The organism is Pseudomonas sp. UV AK001, assembly GCF_046097675.1.
GTDB classification, from domain to species: domain Bacteria; phylum Pseudomonadota; class Gammaproteobacteria; order Pseudomonadales; family Pseudomonadaceae; genus Aquipseudomonas; species Aquipseudomonas kribbensis.
On the sequence record NZ_JBJUVZ010000003.1, the window covers coordinates 172989 to 188968 of the forward strand.

The window sequence follows — 15980 nt, forward strand, 5'->3', positions numbered from 1 at the left end:
CTCGCCGAACTCGGCCTCTGCCATAAATCCAATAAAATCCGGAGTAAGTCGCCCATGGCTCGTTTGCAACGCACCCTTTCGCTGGGGTCGGTGGTGCTGTTCGGCATCGCCTACATGACGCCGATCATTGTCCTCGGCACGTTCGGCATCCTCGCCCAATCCACCGCCGGCATGGTGCCCGCCGCGTATCTGGCGGCGCTGGTGGCGATGTTCTTCACGGCCATGAGTTATGGCCGCATGGCTGCAGCATTCCCGGTGGCCGGCTCGGCCTACAGCTATGTGCGCAAGGCCATCAGCCCGAAACTCGGTTTCATCGCCGGTTGGGCAGTGCTGCTCGATTATCTGTTTCTGCCGATGGCGATTTGGCTGATCGGCGCCGCGTACCTCGCTTCGGCCTTTCCGTCGATCCCGCAGTGGATCTGGGTGCTGGCGTTCATCGGCATCACCAGCGCGATCAACATCATCGGTCTGAAACTGGCCAACGGCATCAACGCCTTGCTGATGCCGGTGCAGTTTCTGGTGCTGGTCGCGTTCGTCGCCCTCTGCGTGCATTACATCGGCGGCGACGCCAGCACGCCGCTGTGGTCGATCAAACCGTTCTTCAACGGCGACATGCAGATGCCGCTGATCATGAGCGGCGCGGCCATCGCCTGTTACTCGTTCCTCGGTTTCGATGCAGTCAGCACCCTCACCGAAGAAACCCGCGATGCACGTCGCACCATCCCTCGGGCAATCATGTTGATCACCCTGATCGGCGGGCTGATCTTCGTCGGCGTATCGTACTTCGTGCAGGTCGCTCATCCGTCGTTCCAGTTCGACAACGTCGACTCGGCGGCCTACGAGATTGCGCGCAACATCGGCGGCGATCTGTTTGTCTCGATCTTCCTCATCGGTCTGATCGTCGGCCAGTTCGCTTCGGGTCTGTCCGCCCAGGCCAGCGGTTCGCGGCTGCTGTTTGCGATGGGTCGTGACGGCGTGTTGCCGAAGTCATTTTTCGGCACCTTGCACGAGCGCTTCGGTACGCCGGTCAACAGCATCCTGCTCTGCGCCGTGGTGGCATTGCTGGCGCTGAAACTCGACGTGACCACCTCGACCTCGTTCATCAACTTCGGCGCGTTCCTGGCCTTCAGCCTGGTCAACCTGTCAGTGATTTTTCACTACTGGATCGGTGGCGAGAAAAAAGGCCTGCGCGAGCTGGTGCTGTTTCTGGTGTTCCCGTTTATCGGTCTGGTCGCGGACTTGTGGCTGATGGTCAGCCTCGATCACCTGGCGGTGTATCTGGGCCTGAGCTGGCTGGCGATTGGCGTGGTGTATCTGGCGGTGCTGACCGGCGGTTTCCGTCGCCAGCCACCGGAAATGGATTTTCAGGAAGCGACCTGATCAGGCCGCAGGCCGGGTCTGGCGCAAGGGCAATTGCACGCGAAATGTGGTGCCGGCGCCCAATGTGCTGCTGACTGAAATATCCCCGCCGTGTTTCTTCACGATGCCATAGGACAGGGACAGGCCCAGCCCTGTCCCCTGGCCTACTGGTTTGGTGGTGAAAAACGGGTCGAAGATTTTCTGCAGGGTCTCGGGGGCAATGCCCGAGCCGGTGTCGGCCACTTCGATGATCGCCGACTCGCCCTGCACCGCAGTGCGCAGGGTGATGGTGCCGCGCTCGGCACCCATGGCCTGCGCCGCATTGATCACCAGGTTCATGATGACCTGATTGATCTGCGAGGGCAGGCACTCGATCTCCGGAATGTCCTGATATTCCTTGATCACGTCGGCCTTGTACTTGAGTTCGCTGGCGACGATGTTCAGGGTCGACTCGATACCCTGTTGCAGGTTCGCCCACTGCCATTGCTGCTGGGTGTCGACCCGGGAAAAGTCCTTGAGGTCCTTGACGATCTGCCCGACCCGGCCGATGCCTTCCTTGGATTCGCGGATCAGCACCGGAATGTCCTCCAGCAGAAAATCCACTTCGAGGTGCTCGCGCAGTTGTTGCAACTGCGCAGCCGGCTCGGCAGCCAGGGCCTGCCCGGCTGAGTGGTAGGCGCCGAGCATGGCCAGCAATTGCTGGAAGTAACCGTCGAGGGTGCCGAGGTTGGAAGAAATGAAACCGATCGGATTGTTGATTTCATGGGCGACCCCGGCGGCCAGTTGCCCCAGCGAGGCGAGTTTTTCCGACTGCACCAACTGGCCTTCCAGTTGCTTGCGTTCGTCGATTTCCCGCTGCAAGGCTTCGCTGGCCTGTTTGAACTGGGCCGTGCGCTGGTCCACCAGATGTTCCAGGTGATGCATTTGCAATGAGGCGCGCTCGGTCATCTGCCATTTGGTCAGCAGGGTGTTGGCCATCTGCTGGACTTCGATGTTGTCGAAGGGCTTTTTCAGGATCAGCAACCGGTCATGGGCGTGCAGGCGATCCAGCAGTTCATCCCAGGAATAGTCGGAATACGCGGTGCAGACCACCACCTGCAATTGCGGATCCTGCAGCCACAACTGCTCGATGGTTTTCGCTCCGTCCCAACCGTCGGGCATGCGCATGTCGACAAAGGCCAGGGCGTAGGGGCATTGCTCCTGCAGGGCCAGGTTGAGTTTGGCCAGGCCTTCCTCGCCGCCATAGGCCGAGTCCAGTTCGAACATCGCCCGCCGGGGCTTGGCGGGGGCGCCGAACAGGGCCGCTTCCATCTCGTCCAGTTCCGCCGACTGCGCCCGGTTCGGGGTGAGGATCTTGCGAAAGTCTTCGTGGATCGACGGCATGTCGTCGATCAGCAGGATGCGGCGGTTCGACAGTTCGCTCATGCGTTCTCCGTTACCGTGATTAGCGGGATCTGCAAAGTGAACAGGGCGCCCAGGCCAGGCCCGTCGCTGTGGGCGGTGAGATGGCCGTTCATCTCGATGGCCGCCAGGGCGCAACTGTGCAGGCCGAAGCCGTGGCCATCCTTGCGGGTGGTGAAGCCGTGGGCAAAGATCCGCGTCATGTTCTCCGGTGCGATGCCCTCGCCATCATCCTTGACGCTGATCTCCAGAAAACCTTCATCGACGATCTTCACCCCCAGGGTCATGGTCCGCGGGCGGTTGCTGAGGTCGGACATCGCGTACTTGGCGTTGCTGATCAGGTTGATCAGGATCAGCAGCAGACGGTGCTTGTCGCCCATCACCTGGGGCACGTCGCCGTATTCCTTTACCACCGTGACGTGATGCCGGGTCAGCGCGCCGGCATTCATGCGCAACGCGTCTTCGAGCAGTTCGTTGATGTACAGCGGCTCGGTCATGCTGTTGGCGCCGGCATAGGATTGCTGGGTGGCGACGATGTCCTTGATGTGATCGACGCTCTTGTTCATCTGGGCCAGTTCGTCGGCCATTTCCTGCTGTTCCTGGGCGATGGCACCCACCAGTTGGTTGAGGTAGCCGGGCAGCAACTTGCCTTTGGCGTCCTCGGTCAGGAACGGCCCGAGGTCGTCCGGGTGTTCGTTGATCAGTTGCATCGCCTTGCCCAGCCCCAGGGCTTTGCTGCTGCGCAGTTTTCGCGAGATCAGGTCGGAGGAAATGTTCACGCTGTTGAGCACGTTGCCGACGTTGTGCAACACGTTGGTGGCGATTTCCGCCATGCCGGCCTGCCGCGCGGCATCGAGCAATTCGCTCTGCACGTTCTTCAGTTCGCGGGTCCGTTCGTCGACCCGTTGCTCGAGCACATCGTTGGCGGTTTGCAGGGCCGCGTTGACCCGGTTGATTTCGGCAAAACTGCGGATCAGGCGGATGGCCAGCCACAGCAGCGACAACATCAGCAGGACGGAAAACAGCAGCAGGTAGAAATGGTATTTCTGGTCGGTGCGTTCGGCCTGTTGCTGATCCAGATCGAGCATGTTGGTGATGGTGTCCAGGCGCTCGGCCACGGGAATCGATTCGATCTGGTCGAGCAGGCGATTGACGATCGGTTGCTCGCGCAGGATCAGGGCGATGTGATTGCTCAGGATCCTGATCGGAGTCTGAAAATCCGCCGGCAGGCGTTGCGCGTTCACCGCCAGTTTGTTCAGGCCCACCTCGATGTCGGAGGCTTTGTCGTCAGAGGCGACCTGGGCGAACTCCAGTGCGCTGAGCAACAGGTCATAGGTGTCGGTGACGATGTTCTGCAATTGAATCTTGTCGAGGTCGGACAGATTGGCCAGTTGTGCCTGAATGTCATCTTCGGCGCTGGGCAGAAACGCCAGGGAGTTGCGCAGCAACGCGTTGTGCGACTTGAACTGCTCCACCAGACGGGTCTTTTCCTGCATGGCGTCCAGGTAGCGTTCGTGGGCATGGTCCCATTGTGTGGATTCGCCGCGTCCATGCCCGGATTCCATGGATTCGAAACGTGCCCACAGGCGATTCATCTCGTTCATCGGCGAGACCAGCGGGTCGTAATTGTGGGTGATTGCCACCCGGGCCTTGAGGACTTCACTTTCCCACTGCGAATCCTGTTGCTTGATCTGACGGATCAGGTCCCGGGATTCGGTGTAGGTGGTGGTCTGCTCGGAACTGGACTTGAGGTACAGAAACACCAGGATCGAGGCCAGCAATACGGCCAGGAGGCTGAGCAACAGCAGGCTGAGCCGCCCCGAGACGGTTTTCATCATGACTGACCCTCCCAGTGTCCGGTCAGGGTCTTGAGAAATTCGATGATCAGCGCCTTGTCTTCCTCGCTCGGCATACGCCCCAGCTGATACTGGAACATCACGTCCACGGCCCGTTCGAGGGTGGGCGCCGAGCCGTCGTGGAAGTACGGCGCGGTCAGTGCGACGTTGCGCAGGCTCGGCACCTTGAACACGGCCCGATCGTTTTCGTCACCGGTGACGTTGAACCGGCCCTGATCCGCCAGCGTCGGGTTGCCGCGATCGGCGATGTAGTCACCGAACACCCCGAATTTCTGGTACATGTTGCCGCCGATGTTTACCCCCTGATGGCAGGCAATGCAGCCGTAATCCTTGAAGCGCTGATAGCCGTATTTCTCATCGAGGGTCAGGATCTCGGTGTTGCCGAGCAGGTACTGATCGAAGCGAGAGCCGGGTGTCAGCAACGTGCGTTCGTAGCTCGTCAGGGCGTTCTGGATATTGGCTTGTGTCACCGCATCCGGGTAGGCGGCACTGAAAGACTGGCGATAGCCGGAATCGTCGGCAATCCGTTGCACGACAGTGTTCCAGTCGCTGCCCATTTCGTGGGGGCTGGTGATGACGCCGCTGGTCTGCTCTTCCAGCGTTTCCACGCGACCGTCCCAGAACTGGCGGAAATTGAGGCTGGCATTGAGCACGGTCGGGGTGTTGACCGCCACCGGCTGGCCATCGAAACCCAGGGAAAGGGCCCGGCTGTCAGCGCCGTTCTTGTCCAGTTGATGGCAACTGGCGCAGGACAGGGTGTTGTTGAGGGATAACCGTGGATCGAGAAAAAGCCGGCGGCCCAGCTCGACGCGTTTCGGATCCTGTTTCGGAATGTCGGGCAGCGGCTTCAGTGGCTCGTCCAGCGGCGCGGCAACAATCCCGACGCAGGGAACGAAAAGCAGCAGGAACAAAACGCTAAGCGGCGGGCCTGTCGTCGGCGTGTTCATGCAACGCTCCAGGGGCCAGGCAACCCGGCCACCAGCAGGCGGGCGAAGGCGTCCGCCGGCAAGGCCTTGCTGAAGTGGAAGCCCTGGCCCTCCTCGCAGTCGTGGGCCCTGAGAAAGGCCAGTTGTTGTGCGGTCTCCACGCCTTCGGCGATGACGTTCAGGTTCAGGCTCTTGCCCAGGCTGATGATCGCGCCGACCAGCGCGGCGTCACTGCTGTCATGGCTCAGGCCGCGAATGAACGACTGATCGATCTTCAGCACATCGATGGGGAACCGCCGCAGGTAACTCAGGCTGGAATAGCCGGTGCCGAAATCATCGATGGCCAGCCTGACGCCCAGGGCCTTGAGCCGGTTCAACGCGCTCATGGTCGCGTCGACGTTCTGCATCAGCACGCCTTCGGTGATCTCCAGCTCCAGCAGGGCGGGATCCAGCCCGGTCTCTTTGAGCACCTGTTCGATGCCCTCGACAAACAGGCGCTGACGAAAGTCGATGGCCGAGGTGTTGACCGACATGCGGATCGGCGGCAACCCGGCTTTTTGCCAGTCCCGCGTCTGACGGCAAGCCTCACCCAGCACCCATTTGCTCAGCGGCACGATCAGGCCGCTGTCTTCGGCCACGGGGATGAACTCCGATGGATACACCCAGCCATGTCCCGGTTTCTGCCAGCGTACCAGCGCCTCGGCGCCCACCACCCGGCCACTGCCCAGATCGATTTTCGGCTGGTAGTGCAGGACGAATTCGTGCCGTTGCAGAGCCAGGCGAATGCCCGACTCGATGCCGTGCTGTTCCCGGGCGCGCTGGTTCATGGCCTCGATGAAGAAACCGATCTCGTTCGGGCCGCTTTCCTTGGCATTGCGCATGGCCGTCTCGGCTTTTTTGATCAGGTCGATGGCTTCCAGCCCGTCGTCCGGATAAAGGCTGATGCCCACGCTGGCGGTGACACTGACGTCATGACCGACAATCGTCTGTGGCTCACGGATGGCCGCCAGCAGTTTTTCGGCGATGCTGCGGGTCTGTTGCGGGTGATTGATGTCGCTGAGCATCACCACGAATTCGTCGGAGCCATAGCGAAACACCGAGTCCGATTCGCGTACACAAGCCAGCAGTTGCTGGCCGACCCGCTTGAGCATCTCGTCGCCCGCCGGATGGCCCAGGGCATTGTTGATGCGCTTGAAGCGGTCCAGGCCGAGAAACATCACCACCAGTTGTTTGTCATGGCGCCGGCAAGCGGCCAGCGACTGAGTCAGGCGGTCACCGAGCAAGGTGCTGTTGGGCAGCCCCGTGAGGCTGTCGTACTGCAACAGGCGCGAGACCTTGAGCAGCTCATGAACGCGGGCTTCGACGGTCTGCTCAAGGCTGAGCAACTTCAGCGCCGCGTCCTGGGCCAGTTGCCATTTCCAGGTCAGGGCATTGGCCATCTGACGGATTTCCAGGGTGTCGAATGGCTTTTTCAGGATCAGCAACTGATCACCGAATTCCAGCCGTTCGGCCATGGCTTCCCAGCTGTAGTCGGAGTAGGCGGTGCACAAGGCGATTTGCAGGTTCGGATCGACCTCCCACAGTTTTTCGATGGTCTCCAGGCCGTCCCAACCGGGCGGCATCCGCATGTCGGTGAAGGCGAGGGCATAGGGGCGACCTTCGTCCAGCGCGTGTTGCACCAGTTTCAACGCTTCCTGGCCCTGATAGGCGGAGTCGAGCTGAAAGGTCAGGTGCGGCGACTGGCGAGTACCGAACAGCGCCTGTTCGAGACCGCTCAGATCCGCTTCAGCCGCCGTCTCGGGGGCGAGGATCTTGCGGAAATCGGCATGGATCGCCGGCGTATCGTCGACGATCAGAATGCGCCGGTTGGTCTGGGGAAAAGGCGTTTTCATCCTTCATCCTCCCTGGGCAGCGGAGTGGCCGCGCTGGCGTCCTTCAGCAGGCGGGCGGCCTGTTCCGGGCTGACCGCCGCGCTCAGGCAAAAGCCCTGCACGTTTTTCAACGGCACGCCGGGTACGAGGGCGGCGCCCTGAGCGTCCGGCTGGATGCCCTCGGCGCTGATGTCGATGGCCAGGTCCCGGGCGAAATTGACGATCGCCCGCAGCCGGTTGGCGCCGTCTTGATCCCGGGCCGCATTGTCGATCAGGGACCGGGCGAGTTTGAGGTGATTGACCCGGTAGGTTTTCAGGTAATCGAACGATGAGTATTCGGTGCCGAAATCATCGATGGCGATGGTCACACCCAGCTCGCGCAGGCGCGGCAACGCATCGTTGTGGGTCCATTGGGTCTGGGCCAGGGTGGCTTCGGTGACATCGAAGCGCAGATCCCATGGCGCCAGTTCCCAGCGAGCCGTGGTGCGCAGCACGTCGTAGATGAGTTCGGGGCCGGACTTGAGCTGCGCCAGGGAAATCTTGATCGCCATTACCGGAGGCGCCACCCCGTCGTTTTGCCACCGGTGCATCTGCCAGCAGGCGTGATCCAGAATCCAGCGCCCGAGAGGAATGATTGCGCCGGTCTTTTCCGCCGCCGGAACGAAGGCTGACGCCGGCAGCAGGCCAAGCCTGGGATGTTGCCAGCTGACCTGCGCGGCCATGCCGAGAATCCTGCCGCTGTGCAGGTCCACTTCCGGCATGTAATCGAGCTTCAGTCCTCCCTGGGTGAGGGCCGTGGTCAACTCCTCGGCAAGGACCATGCGCTCGGCCACCTCCCGAGTGATGTCCTCCGAGTGGAAGTGAAACTGATCGCGTCCGGACTCCTTGGCGCGGTACAGCGCCATGTCGGCTTGTCCCAACAGGCTGTCGGCATCGAAGCTGACGGGCGCATAGCTGCTGATGCCGATGCTGGCCGAAATGCGCACGGCATTGCCGCCCAGTTGGTAGGGCGCCTGCAGTGTTTCAAGGATCTTGGTGGCCATGGCGGCGGACTGTGTCGGTTCGCTGACGTCCAGTTGCAGGATCGCGAACTCATCGCCGCCCAGGCGCGCCACCACGTCATTCTCCCGAACCCCGGCCTTGATCCGTTGTGCCACTTGCTGCAGCAGTTGGTCGCCGACCGGATGACCGAGGGTGTCGTTGATCCGTTTGAAGTGGTCCAGGTCCAGGTAAAACACCGAGAATGGCGCCGCCCCCCCGGCGTGCGGCAGCGAAGGCCTGATGCAGACGCTCGATCAGCGTGGCGCGGTTGGCCAGCCCGGTGAGGCCGTCCGTGCGGGCCAGCAGGGTCACTTTTTGTTCCAGCTGATTCATCTTCAGCGCGGCGTCTTCGGTCATTTGCCATTTGACCGTCAGGGCGCTGGCCATCTGGCGGATTTCGATCGCATCGAAGGGTTTTTTCAGGATCAGCAGGCGATCATTCAGCGGCAACCGCTGATCGATCTCTTCCCAGGAATAATCGGAATAAGCGGTGCACAGGGCCACTTGCAGCCTGGGATCGACCTGCCAGAGCCGCTCGATGGTTTCCAGGCCGTCCCAGCCCGGCGGCATGCGCATGTCGATGAAGGCCATGGCGTAAGGGCGACCGGCGGCCAGCGCGGCTTCGACCTTGTCCAGCGCTTCGCGCCCCTGAAAGGCCGAATCCAGCTCGAAATTTTCGTTCCGTGTGGCAGACGCGCCGGACGGGGTGCCGAACAGCAGGCTTTCGGTTTCGCCCAGACTGTTGTATTCAATCGCGGATGACTTGAGGATTTTCGCGAAATCGTCGTGGATCGACGCCGTATCGTCGACGATCAGCACACGGCGATTGATGGGACCAGGTGGCGCACTCATGGCGCCCTACCCGCAAGTTCACGCACGATCGTCATCGGGAGCATCCTTTTCCCCTCATCACAGGCCTGCGCGCAGGCTGATGGTGTCGTCCAGCGACTTGAGCATAGTTGCCCTGTGGGGACTTCGCCTTACCCGATGACTTGCGCGGTCCCGGCGAAAATATCATCTAGCCTGTCACTCAGGCGCGGGCAAGGGAGGAAGTCTGTCGACACGCCTGCCACGTCCATCGTCTATCGCGAGGCCTCGCCATGGAAGCGCAATCCGCCCCGACTCCGGCCCATCGGCCTGCCGTGTTGCTGGTCGATGACGAGGAGTCGATCCTCAACAGCCTGCGCCGCCTGCTGCGGGGCCAGCCCTATGAGGTGTTGCTCGCCAGCAGCGGTGCCCAGGCGCTGGAAATGCTGGCGCAACGTCCGGTCGATCTGGTGATGAGTGACGCGCGGATGCCCAATATGGACGGCGCCACGCTGCTGGCCAGCGTTCGTCAGCTGTATCCGGCGACCACGCGGATCATGTTGACGGGCTATGCCGACCCTTCGGCGATCATCAAGGCCATCAACGAGGGCCAGATCGACCGCTACATCAGCAAACCCTGGAACGACGAGGAGATGCTGCTGATCCTGCGCCAGGCCCTGGAGCATCAGCATCTGGCCCGTGAGCGCGAGCGTCTGGAGCAACTGACCCGGGTGCAGAACGATCAGTTGAAGCTGCTCAACAGCACCCTGGAAAAACATGTCAGCGCCCGTACCGCCGAGTTGCAGCAGACTGCCGACATGCTCGATCTGGCCTACGAGGAGCTCAAGCACAGCTATGTGACCGGCACCGAAGTGTTCTCGCTGCTGGCCAACCTGCGCCTGCCGCCGGCCAAGCAGACCAACCGGCAGATCATCGAACTGGTGCGCGGCTACTGCAAGGTGCATCGGCTGGACGAAGCCGCCAGCCGCGACCTGACCATGGCCGCCGCGCTGTACAACATCGGCAAGCTGAGCTGGACCGACAGCATGATGACCACCCCTTCGGACCTGTTGCACAGCACCGACCGCGACCGTTATCGGGGTTATCCGAAACAGAGCGAATCGCTGTTGATGACCCTGGACCCGATGAAGGATGCCGCACGGCTGATCCTGCACCATCAGGAACACTGGGACGGCAGCGGTTTTCCCGACCGGCTCAAGGGCGAGGCCATTCCCCTGGGTTCGCGGCTGTTGAAACTGGCGGTGGATTTCGTCGAGTTGCAGCGCGGGTTGATTCTCGAACGGCAGATGAACAGCGACGAGGCGTTGCTGTACCTGCGTCAGTATGCCGGCAGGCTTTACGATCCCGAGTTGATCGAGGATTTCATCAAGGTCTGCGCGATGGTCAGCGATATCACCCTGACCGATCCGAGCGTCAAGGTGCTGGGCACCCGGGAGCTGGCGGCGGGGATGATCCTGGCGCGCAACCTCAATGCCGACAACGGCATGTTGCTGCTCAATGCCGGCAAGGTGCTGAGTGCGCTGCTGGTGGACAAACTGATCAGTTTCGAAGCCATGGAGGGGGCTAAATACAAGGTGTTCGTGAAAATCCCGGAGGAGGGCGAAGCGACGCTGCTGGCCGGTCCTTGAGGCCGCACGAGGTGACGCTGGCGCCGCCGGCATGGGATCCTTGCGGTTTTTCTCCAGGCCGGTGGCTGACCCATGACCTCTGTATCCGCTGTTTCCCCCCGCACCATTCGCATTGCCGCCGCGCTGCTGCTCAACCCCGAAGGCCAGACCCTGCTGGTGCGCAAGCGTGATACCTCCGCGTTCATGCAACCGGGCGGCAAGATCGAGGCCCATGAACTGCCGGTGCATGCGCTGGCCCGCGAACTGGAAGAAGAGCTGGGGCTGGTGATCGATCCGGCGCAGGCGAGTTTTCTCGGCCAGTTCTCGGCACCGGCCGCCAATGAGCCCGGATTCGTTGTACAGGCCGAGATCTTTCAACTGACCATCGACGCCGAAGTCTCCCCGGCGGCCGAGATCGAAGAGGTGATCTGGATCGACCCGGCCACCGACGGTGATGTGGTTCTCGCCCCATTGACACGCGACCTCATCCTGCCGTTTTATCGAGCCTCGCTGACCGCGATCGCCTGATCATTCGTGCAAAGGACTTCGTCATGATCCCGCTTCAAGACCTGCTGATTTTTGCCGCTGCCGCGTTGTTGATGGTACTGACGCCGGGGCCGAACATGATCTACCTGATCTCGCGGTCGATCTGTCAGGGGCGCAAGGCCGGGGTCACGTCGCTGCTCGGCGTGGTGGCCGGGTTCTTCGTGCATATGTTCGCGGCGGCAGCGGGTCTGACGGCGGTGTTTCTCGCGGTGCCGATGGCCTATGAAGTGTTGAAGTGGGCCGGCGCGCTGTACCTGCTGTGGCTGGCCTGGCAAGCGGTGAAACCCGGTGCCCGCTCGCCGTTCGAAGTGCAGGCATTGCCGGCGGACTCGTCGCGCAGGCTCATCACCATGGGCTTTCTCACCAGCGCCCTGAACCCGAAGATCGCGGTGTTCTACCTCTCGGTGTTTCCGCAGTTCATCACGCCGGAACACGGCTCGGTGTTCAGCCAGAGCATCATCCTCGGCCTGACCCAGATCAGCGTCAGTTTCAGCGTCAACCTGTTGATTGCCCTGTCGGCGGCGGGCATTGCCTCGTGGTTTGCCAGCAACCCGACGTGGCTGGCGGCGCAGCGTTATTTCATGGGTTTTGTGCTCGGTGGCCTGGCGGTGCGCCTGATGCTCGAGCAACGCAGGACCGCGTGAACATGTGGATCGAACGGCTGGACGCCAGTCATGCGCTGGCCTATCGCGAGTTGATGCTGGAAGCGTATGACCGGCATCCGCAGGCCTTCACCTCCAGCGTGCGCGAGCGAGCGGCGATGCCGCTGAGCTGGTGGGAGTCGCGTCTGACCGGCAAGCTCGACGCGGTGTTTGGCGCGTTCGAAGCAGGCCGCCTGGCGGGCATCGTCGGCCTGGCGTTCGAGCCTCGGGAAAAGGCCCGGCACAAGGCAACCGTATTCGGCATGTATGTGTCGGCTGAATTTCGTCAGCGCGGGTTGGGCCTGAAGTTGATGGAGGCGGTGCTGGAGGAAGCGCAGCAGCATCCGGCACTGAAGGTCATTCAACTGACCGTCACCGCCGGCAATGACGCAGCGTTCCAGCTGTACCAGCGCTGCGGCTTCATCCAGTTCGGCCTCGAGCCGATGGCGGTGCGGGTTGGCGAGGACTACTTCGACAAGATCCACATGTGGTGCGCACCTTTGGTGCCATCCGCCAGCCTCAACGAACCGCGCTGACCCCATCCAGGGTCGAGAACGACGTGTCCTTGGCCGTCAGCAGGAAATCGCGCATGTACGGCGCGTCGAGCATGTCGGCGCGGATCGCCGCGTACAGCGTCGCAAACAGGCCTTTCTCTCCCAACCGCTTGGCCTTCACGTAGCCCCGCGAACTGTATTCATGCAGCGCCCAGTGCGGCATGCCGCACACGCCACGGCCGCTGGCCACCAGTTGCATCATCATCACTGTCAGTTCCGAGGTGCGGACTTGCGCCGGTTCGATGTCGGCGGGTTCGAGGAAGCGGGTGAAGATGTCGAGGCGGTCGCGCTCAACCGGATAAGTGATCAGGGTTTCCGTCAGCAAGTCTTCGGGGACGATGTACGGTTTGCTCGCCAAGGCGTGCTGGTTGGCGACCGCGAGCATGGCTTCATAGGTGAACAGCGGCACGTAGGTGATACCGGCGATTTCCAGCGGGTCGGAGGTCACCACCAGATCCAGATCGCCCCGGGCCAGCGCCGGCAGAGGGGCGAAGGAGAAACCGGAAGCGAGGTCGAGTTCGACTTCCGGCCAGGCATCACGGAACTGGTCGATGGTCGGCATCAGCCACTGGAAGCAGCTGTGGCATTCGATGGCCATGTGCAGACGCCCGGCGGTGCCCCCGGCCAGGCGCCCGATGTCACGTTCGGCGGCGCGCAGCAGCGGCAGGGTCGCGTCGGCCAGTTGCAGCAGACGCAGGCCGGCGCTGGTAAAGCGCACCGGTTTGGTCTTGCGCACGAACAACGGCATGCCCATGCGCTCCTCCAGCTCCTTGAACTGGTGGGACAGTGCCGACTGGGTCAGGTGCAGGCGGTCGGCCGCATCCACCAGGCTGTCGGCTTCGCGCAGGGCATGCAGGGTTTTCAGGTGACGGATCTCAAGCACCACGGGCTCCATGAGGAAAATTTGTGATCAACACGAAAAGGTTGAGTTTGTCTCATGTTGCCCCGGCTGTCGACAATGGCGCTATCTTTTACGCAATGGAGAACACTCGACATGGCCGTGGCCCACACCCTTGGTTTCCCGCGCATCGGCGCCGACCGCGAACTGAAAAAAGCCCTCGAAGCCTGTTGGAAAGGCGATCTCGATCAGGCGGCCCTGAATCAGGTCGGCCGCGAGTTGCGCGCAAGGCATTGGCAACTTCAGAAAGACGCCGGCATCGACCTGCTTCCGGTCGGCGACTTCGCCTGGTACGACCAGGTGCTGACTCACTCGCTGACCTTCGGTGTGATCCCCGAGCGCTTCGACGGTGTGCGCGACGAGCGTGGCCTGCCGACCCTCGACACCCTGTTCGCCATGGCCCGTGGCGCCACGGCGTCCTGCTGCGGCGCTGAACACGGCAAGACTCAATACGCACAAGAGCTGACCAAGTGGTTCGACACCAACTACCACTACCTGGTCCCGGAGTTCACCGTCGATCAACAGTTCAAGCTGAGCTGGGAACAGCTGTTCGATGAAGTCGAAGAAGCCAAAGCCCTCGGTCATAACGTCAAACCGGTGATCATCGGCCCGCTGACCTACCTGTGGCTGGGCAAGGCGAAAGGCAAGGATTTCGACAAACTCGACCTGCTCGAGCGCCTGCTGCCGGTGTACAACGAAATCCTCGGTCGCCTCGCCGCACAGGGCGTGGAGTGGGTGCAGATCGACGAACCGATCCTCACTCTCGACCTGCCGCAGGCCTGGAAAAGCGCCTTCGAACGCGCCTATCACATCCTTCAGTACTCGCCGTTGAAGAAGCTGGTGGCGACCTATTTCAGCGGTCTGCAAGACAATCTTGGTCTGGCCGTGGGCCTGCCGGTGCAAGGCCTGCACATCGATGCGGTGCGTGCGCCGGATCAGCTGGGTCAGGTGCTGGATCGTCTGCCGACCTACAAGATTCTTTCGGTGGGTCTGGTCAACGGTCGCAACGTCTGGCGCTGCGAGCTGGAACAGGCACTGGCCCAACTGCAACCGGCCCAGGAGCGTTTTGGCGACAACCTGTGGGTCAGCAGTTCCTGCTCGTTGCTGCACAGTCCGGTGGACGTCGAGCGCGAAGACAAGCTCGATCCGGAACTGAAAAGCTGGCTGGCATTCGCCGTGCAGAAGTGCGCCGAAATCTCCGTGCTGCGTGATGCGCTGAATGATCCACAAGCGCCAAAAGTGCAAAGCGCACTGGCCGAAAGCCGTGCCATTCAGGAAAGCCGTGCTCGCTCGCCGCGTATTCACAAGGCCGATGTGCAGGCGCGGATCGAAGCGATCAATGCCCGCGACAGTCAGCGCCATTCGCCGTTCGCCAAGCGCATCGCCGCGCAACAGGCGCGTTTGAAATTGCCGGCGTTCCCGACCACCACCATCGGCTCGTTCCCGCAGACCGGTTCGATCCGTCTGGCGCGTCAGGCGTTCAAGCAGGGCAAGCTGTCGGCCAACGATTACCACGATGCCATGCGCAGCGAAATCCGCCATGCTGTGCAAGTCCAGGAACGTCTGGGTCTGGATGTGCTGGTGCACGGTGAAGCCGAACGCAACGACATGGTCGAGTACTTCGCCGAGCAGCTCGACGGCTACCTGTTCACCCGTTTCGGCTGGGTCCAGAGTTACGGTTCCCGCTGCGTGAAACCGGCGGTGATCTACGGCGACCTGAGCCGTCCGAGCGCCATGACCGTGGACTGGATCACTTACGCCCAGAGCCTGACCGACAAGGTCATGAAAGGCATGCTGACCGGCCCGGTGACGATGCTGATGTGGTCGTTCCCCCGCGAAGACGTGTCGCGCAAAGTCCAGGCGCAGCAACTGGCGCTGGCCCTGCGGGACGAAGTGGTGGATCTGGAAAACGCGGGGATCAAAATCGTGCAGATCGACGAAGCCGCGTTCCGCGAAGGCCTGCCGCTGCGCCGTGCGCAATGGCAGGAATACCTCGACTGGGCGGTGGAAGCGTTCCGCCTGACCGCCTCGGGCGTGAAGGACGAAACCCAGATCCACACCCACATGTGCTACAGCGAATTCAATGACGTGATCAAGGCCATTGCCGACATGGACGCCGACGTGATCACCATCGAAACCTCGCGCTCGGACATGGAATTGCTCGATGCCTTCGAAGCGTTCGACTACCCGAACGACATCGGGCCGGGCGTCTACGACATCCACTCGCCACGGGTGCCGGACACGGCGGAAATGGTCAAGCTGATGAGCAAGGCCGTGAAACGGATTCCGGCAGCGCGGTTGTGGGTCAACCCGGATTGCGGGCTAAAGACCCGTGCCTGGCCGGAGACGGAAGCAGCGCTGGTCAACATGGTGGCGGCAGCGCGGCAACTGCGCAGTCAGCTGGCTTGACGCACAGCAAAACGGGGAGCGGCCAACCGCTCCCCGTTTTGTT

General features: G+C 61.9%; 11 protein-coding genes and 1 pseudogene. 6 read left to right on the forward strand and 6 right to left on the reverse strand.

The genetic code is table 11. The annotated features are described in order from the left end of the window. Positions 1-54 precede the first annotated feature (54 nt). Positions 55-1380 carry an APC family permease gene (locus tag ACKLNA_RS11790; protein ID WP_408985958.1) on the forward strand — a complete coding sequence of 442 codons (1326 nt, stop codon included), beginning with the start codon at positions 55-57 and terminating at the stop codon, positions 1378-1380. Here ACKLNA_RS11790 and ACKLNA_RS11795 read toward each other — a convergent pair whose 3' ends face one another. The 5 genes and pseudogenes from ACKLNA_RS11795 to ACKLNA_RS11815 all read right to left on the reverse strand — a co-directional run bounded on the left by ACKLNA_RS11795 (position 1381) and on the right by ACKLNA_RS11815 (position 9306). Next, a complete protein-coding gene (locus ACKLNA_RS11795) occupies positions 1381-2784 on the reverse strand; it encodes an ATP-binding protein (protein ID WP_408985959.1) in 1404 nt (467 codons plus the stop codon). Next, complete coding sequence (locus ACKLNA_RS11800) at positions 2781-4595, reverse strand: DAHL domain-containing protein (RefSeq protein ID WP_408986123.1); 1815 nt, start codon at positions 4593-4595, stop codon at positions 2781-2783. The genes ACKLNA_RS11795 and ACKLNA_RS11800 overlap by 4 nt, the downstream gene beginning before the upstream one ends. Then, a complete protein-coding gene (locus ACKLNA_RS11805; RefSeq protein WP_408985960.1) occupies positions 4595-5563 on the reverse strand; it encodes a cytochrome-c peroxidase in 969 nt (322 codons plus the stop codon). Before ACKLNA_RS11805 ends, ACKLNA_RS11800 begins: the two co-directional genes overlap by 1 nt. Continuing rightward, complete coding sequence (locus ACKLNA_RS11810; RefSeq protein WP_408985961.1) at positions 5560-7434, reverse strand: putative bifunctional diguanylate cyclase/phosphodiesterase; 1875 nt, start codon at positions 7432-7434, stop codon at positions 5560-5562. Before ACKLNA_RS11810 ends, ACKLNA_RS11805 begins: the two co-directional genes overlap by 4 nt. Beyond that, a pseudogene (locus tag ACKLNA_RS11815) lies at positions 7431-9306 on the reverse strand (putative bifunctional diguanylate cyclase/phosphodiesterase). The gene ACKLNA_RS11810 and the pseudogene ACKLNA_RS11815 overlap by 4 nt, the downstream one beginning before the upstream one ends. A 248-nt stretch (positions 9307-9554) precedes the next feature. On the opposite strand from ACKLNA_RS11815, the gene ACKLNA_RS11820 reads away from it, so the two are divergent. From ACKLNA_RS11820 to ACKLNA_RS11835, 4 genes are all read left to right on the forward strand, one after another. After that, entirely contained in the window at positions 9555-10910 is a 1356-nt protein-coding gene (locus ACKLNA_RS11820) for an HD domain-containing phosphohydrolase (RefSeq protein WP_408985962.1), read from the forward strand. Positions 10911-10982: 72 nt separating this feature from the next. Then, positions 10983-11417: an NUDIX hydrolase gene (locus ACKLNA_RS11825; protein WP_408985963.1), complete on the forward strand. Its 435-nt coding sequence runs from the start codon at positions 10983-10985 to the stop codon at positions 11415-11417. A 23-nt stretch (positions 11418-11440) separates the two neighbouring features. After that, complete coding sequence (locus tag ACKLNA_RS11830) at positions 11441-12079, forward strand: LysE family translocator (RefSeq protein WP_408985964.1); 639 nt, start codon at positions 11441-11443, stop codon at positions 12077-12079. Between the two features lie 2 nt (positions 12080-12081). Beyond that, the gene (locus tag ACKLNA_RS11835) at positions 12082-12612 is read left to right on the forward strand and encodes a GNAT family N-acetyltransferase (RefSeq protein WP_408985965.1); all 531 of its coding nucleotides are present in this window, start codon (positions 12082-12084) and stop codon (positions 12610-12612) included. Here ACKLNA_RS11835 and metR read toward each other — a convergent pair. Further along, entirely contained in the window at positions 12596-13513 is a 918-nt protein-coding gene (gene metR / locus ACKLNA_RS11840; RefSeq protein ID WP_085709456.1) for a transcriptional regulator MetR, read from the reverse strand. The two genes, ACKLNA_RS11835 and metR, sit on opposite strands and share 17 nt — an antisense overlap. Before the next feature lie 111 nt (positions 13514-13624). On the opposite strand from metR, the gene metE reads away from it, so the two are divergent. Continuing rightward, the gene (gene metE / locus ACKLNA_RS11845) at positions 13625-15937 is read left to right on the forward strand and encodes a 5-methyltetrahydropteroyltriglutamate--homocysteine S-methyltransferase (protein WP_408985966.1); all 2313 of its coding nucleotides are present in this window, start codon (positions 13625-13627) and stop codon (positions 15935-15937) included. Positions 15938-15980 lie beyond the last annotated feature (43 nt).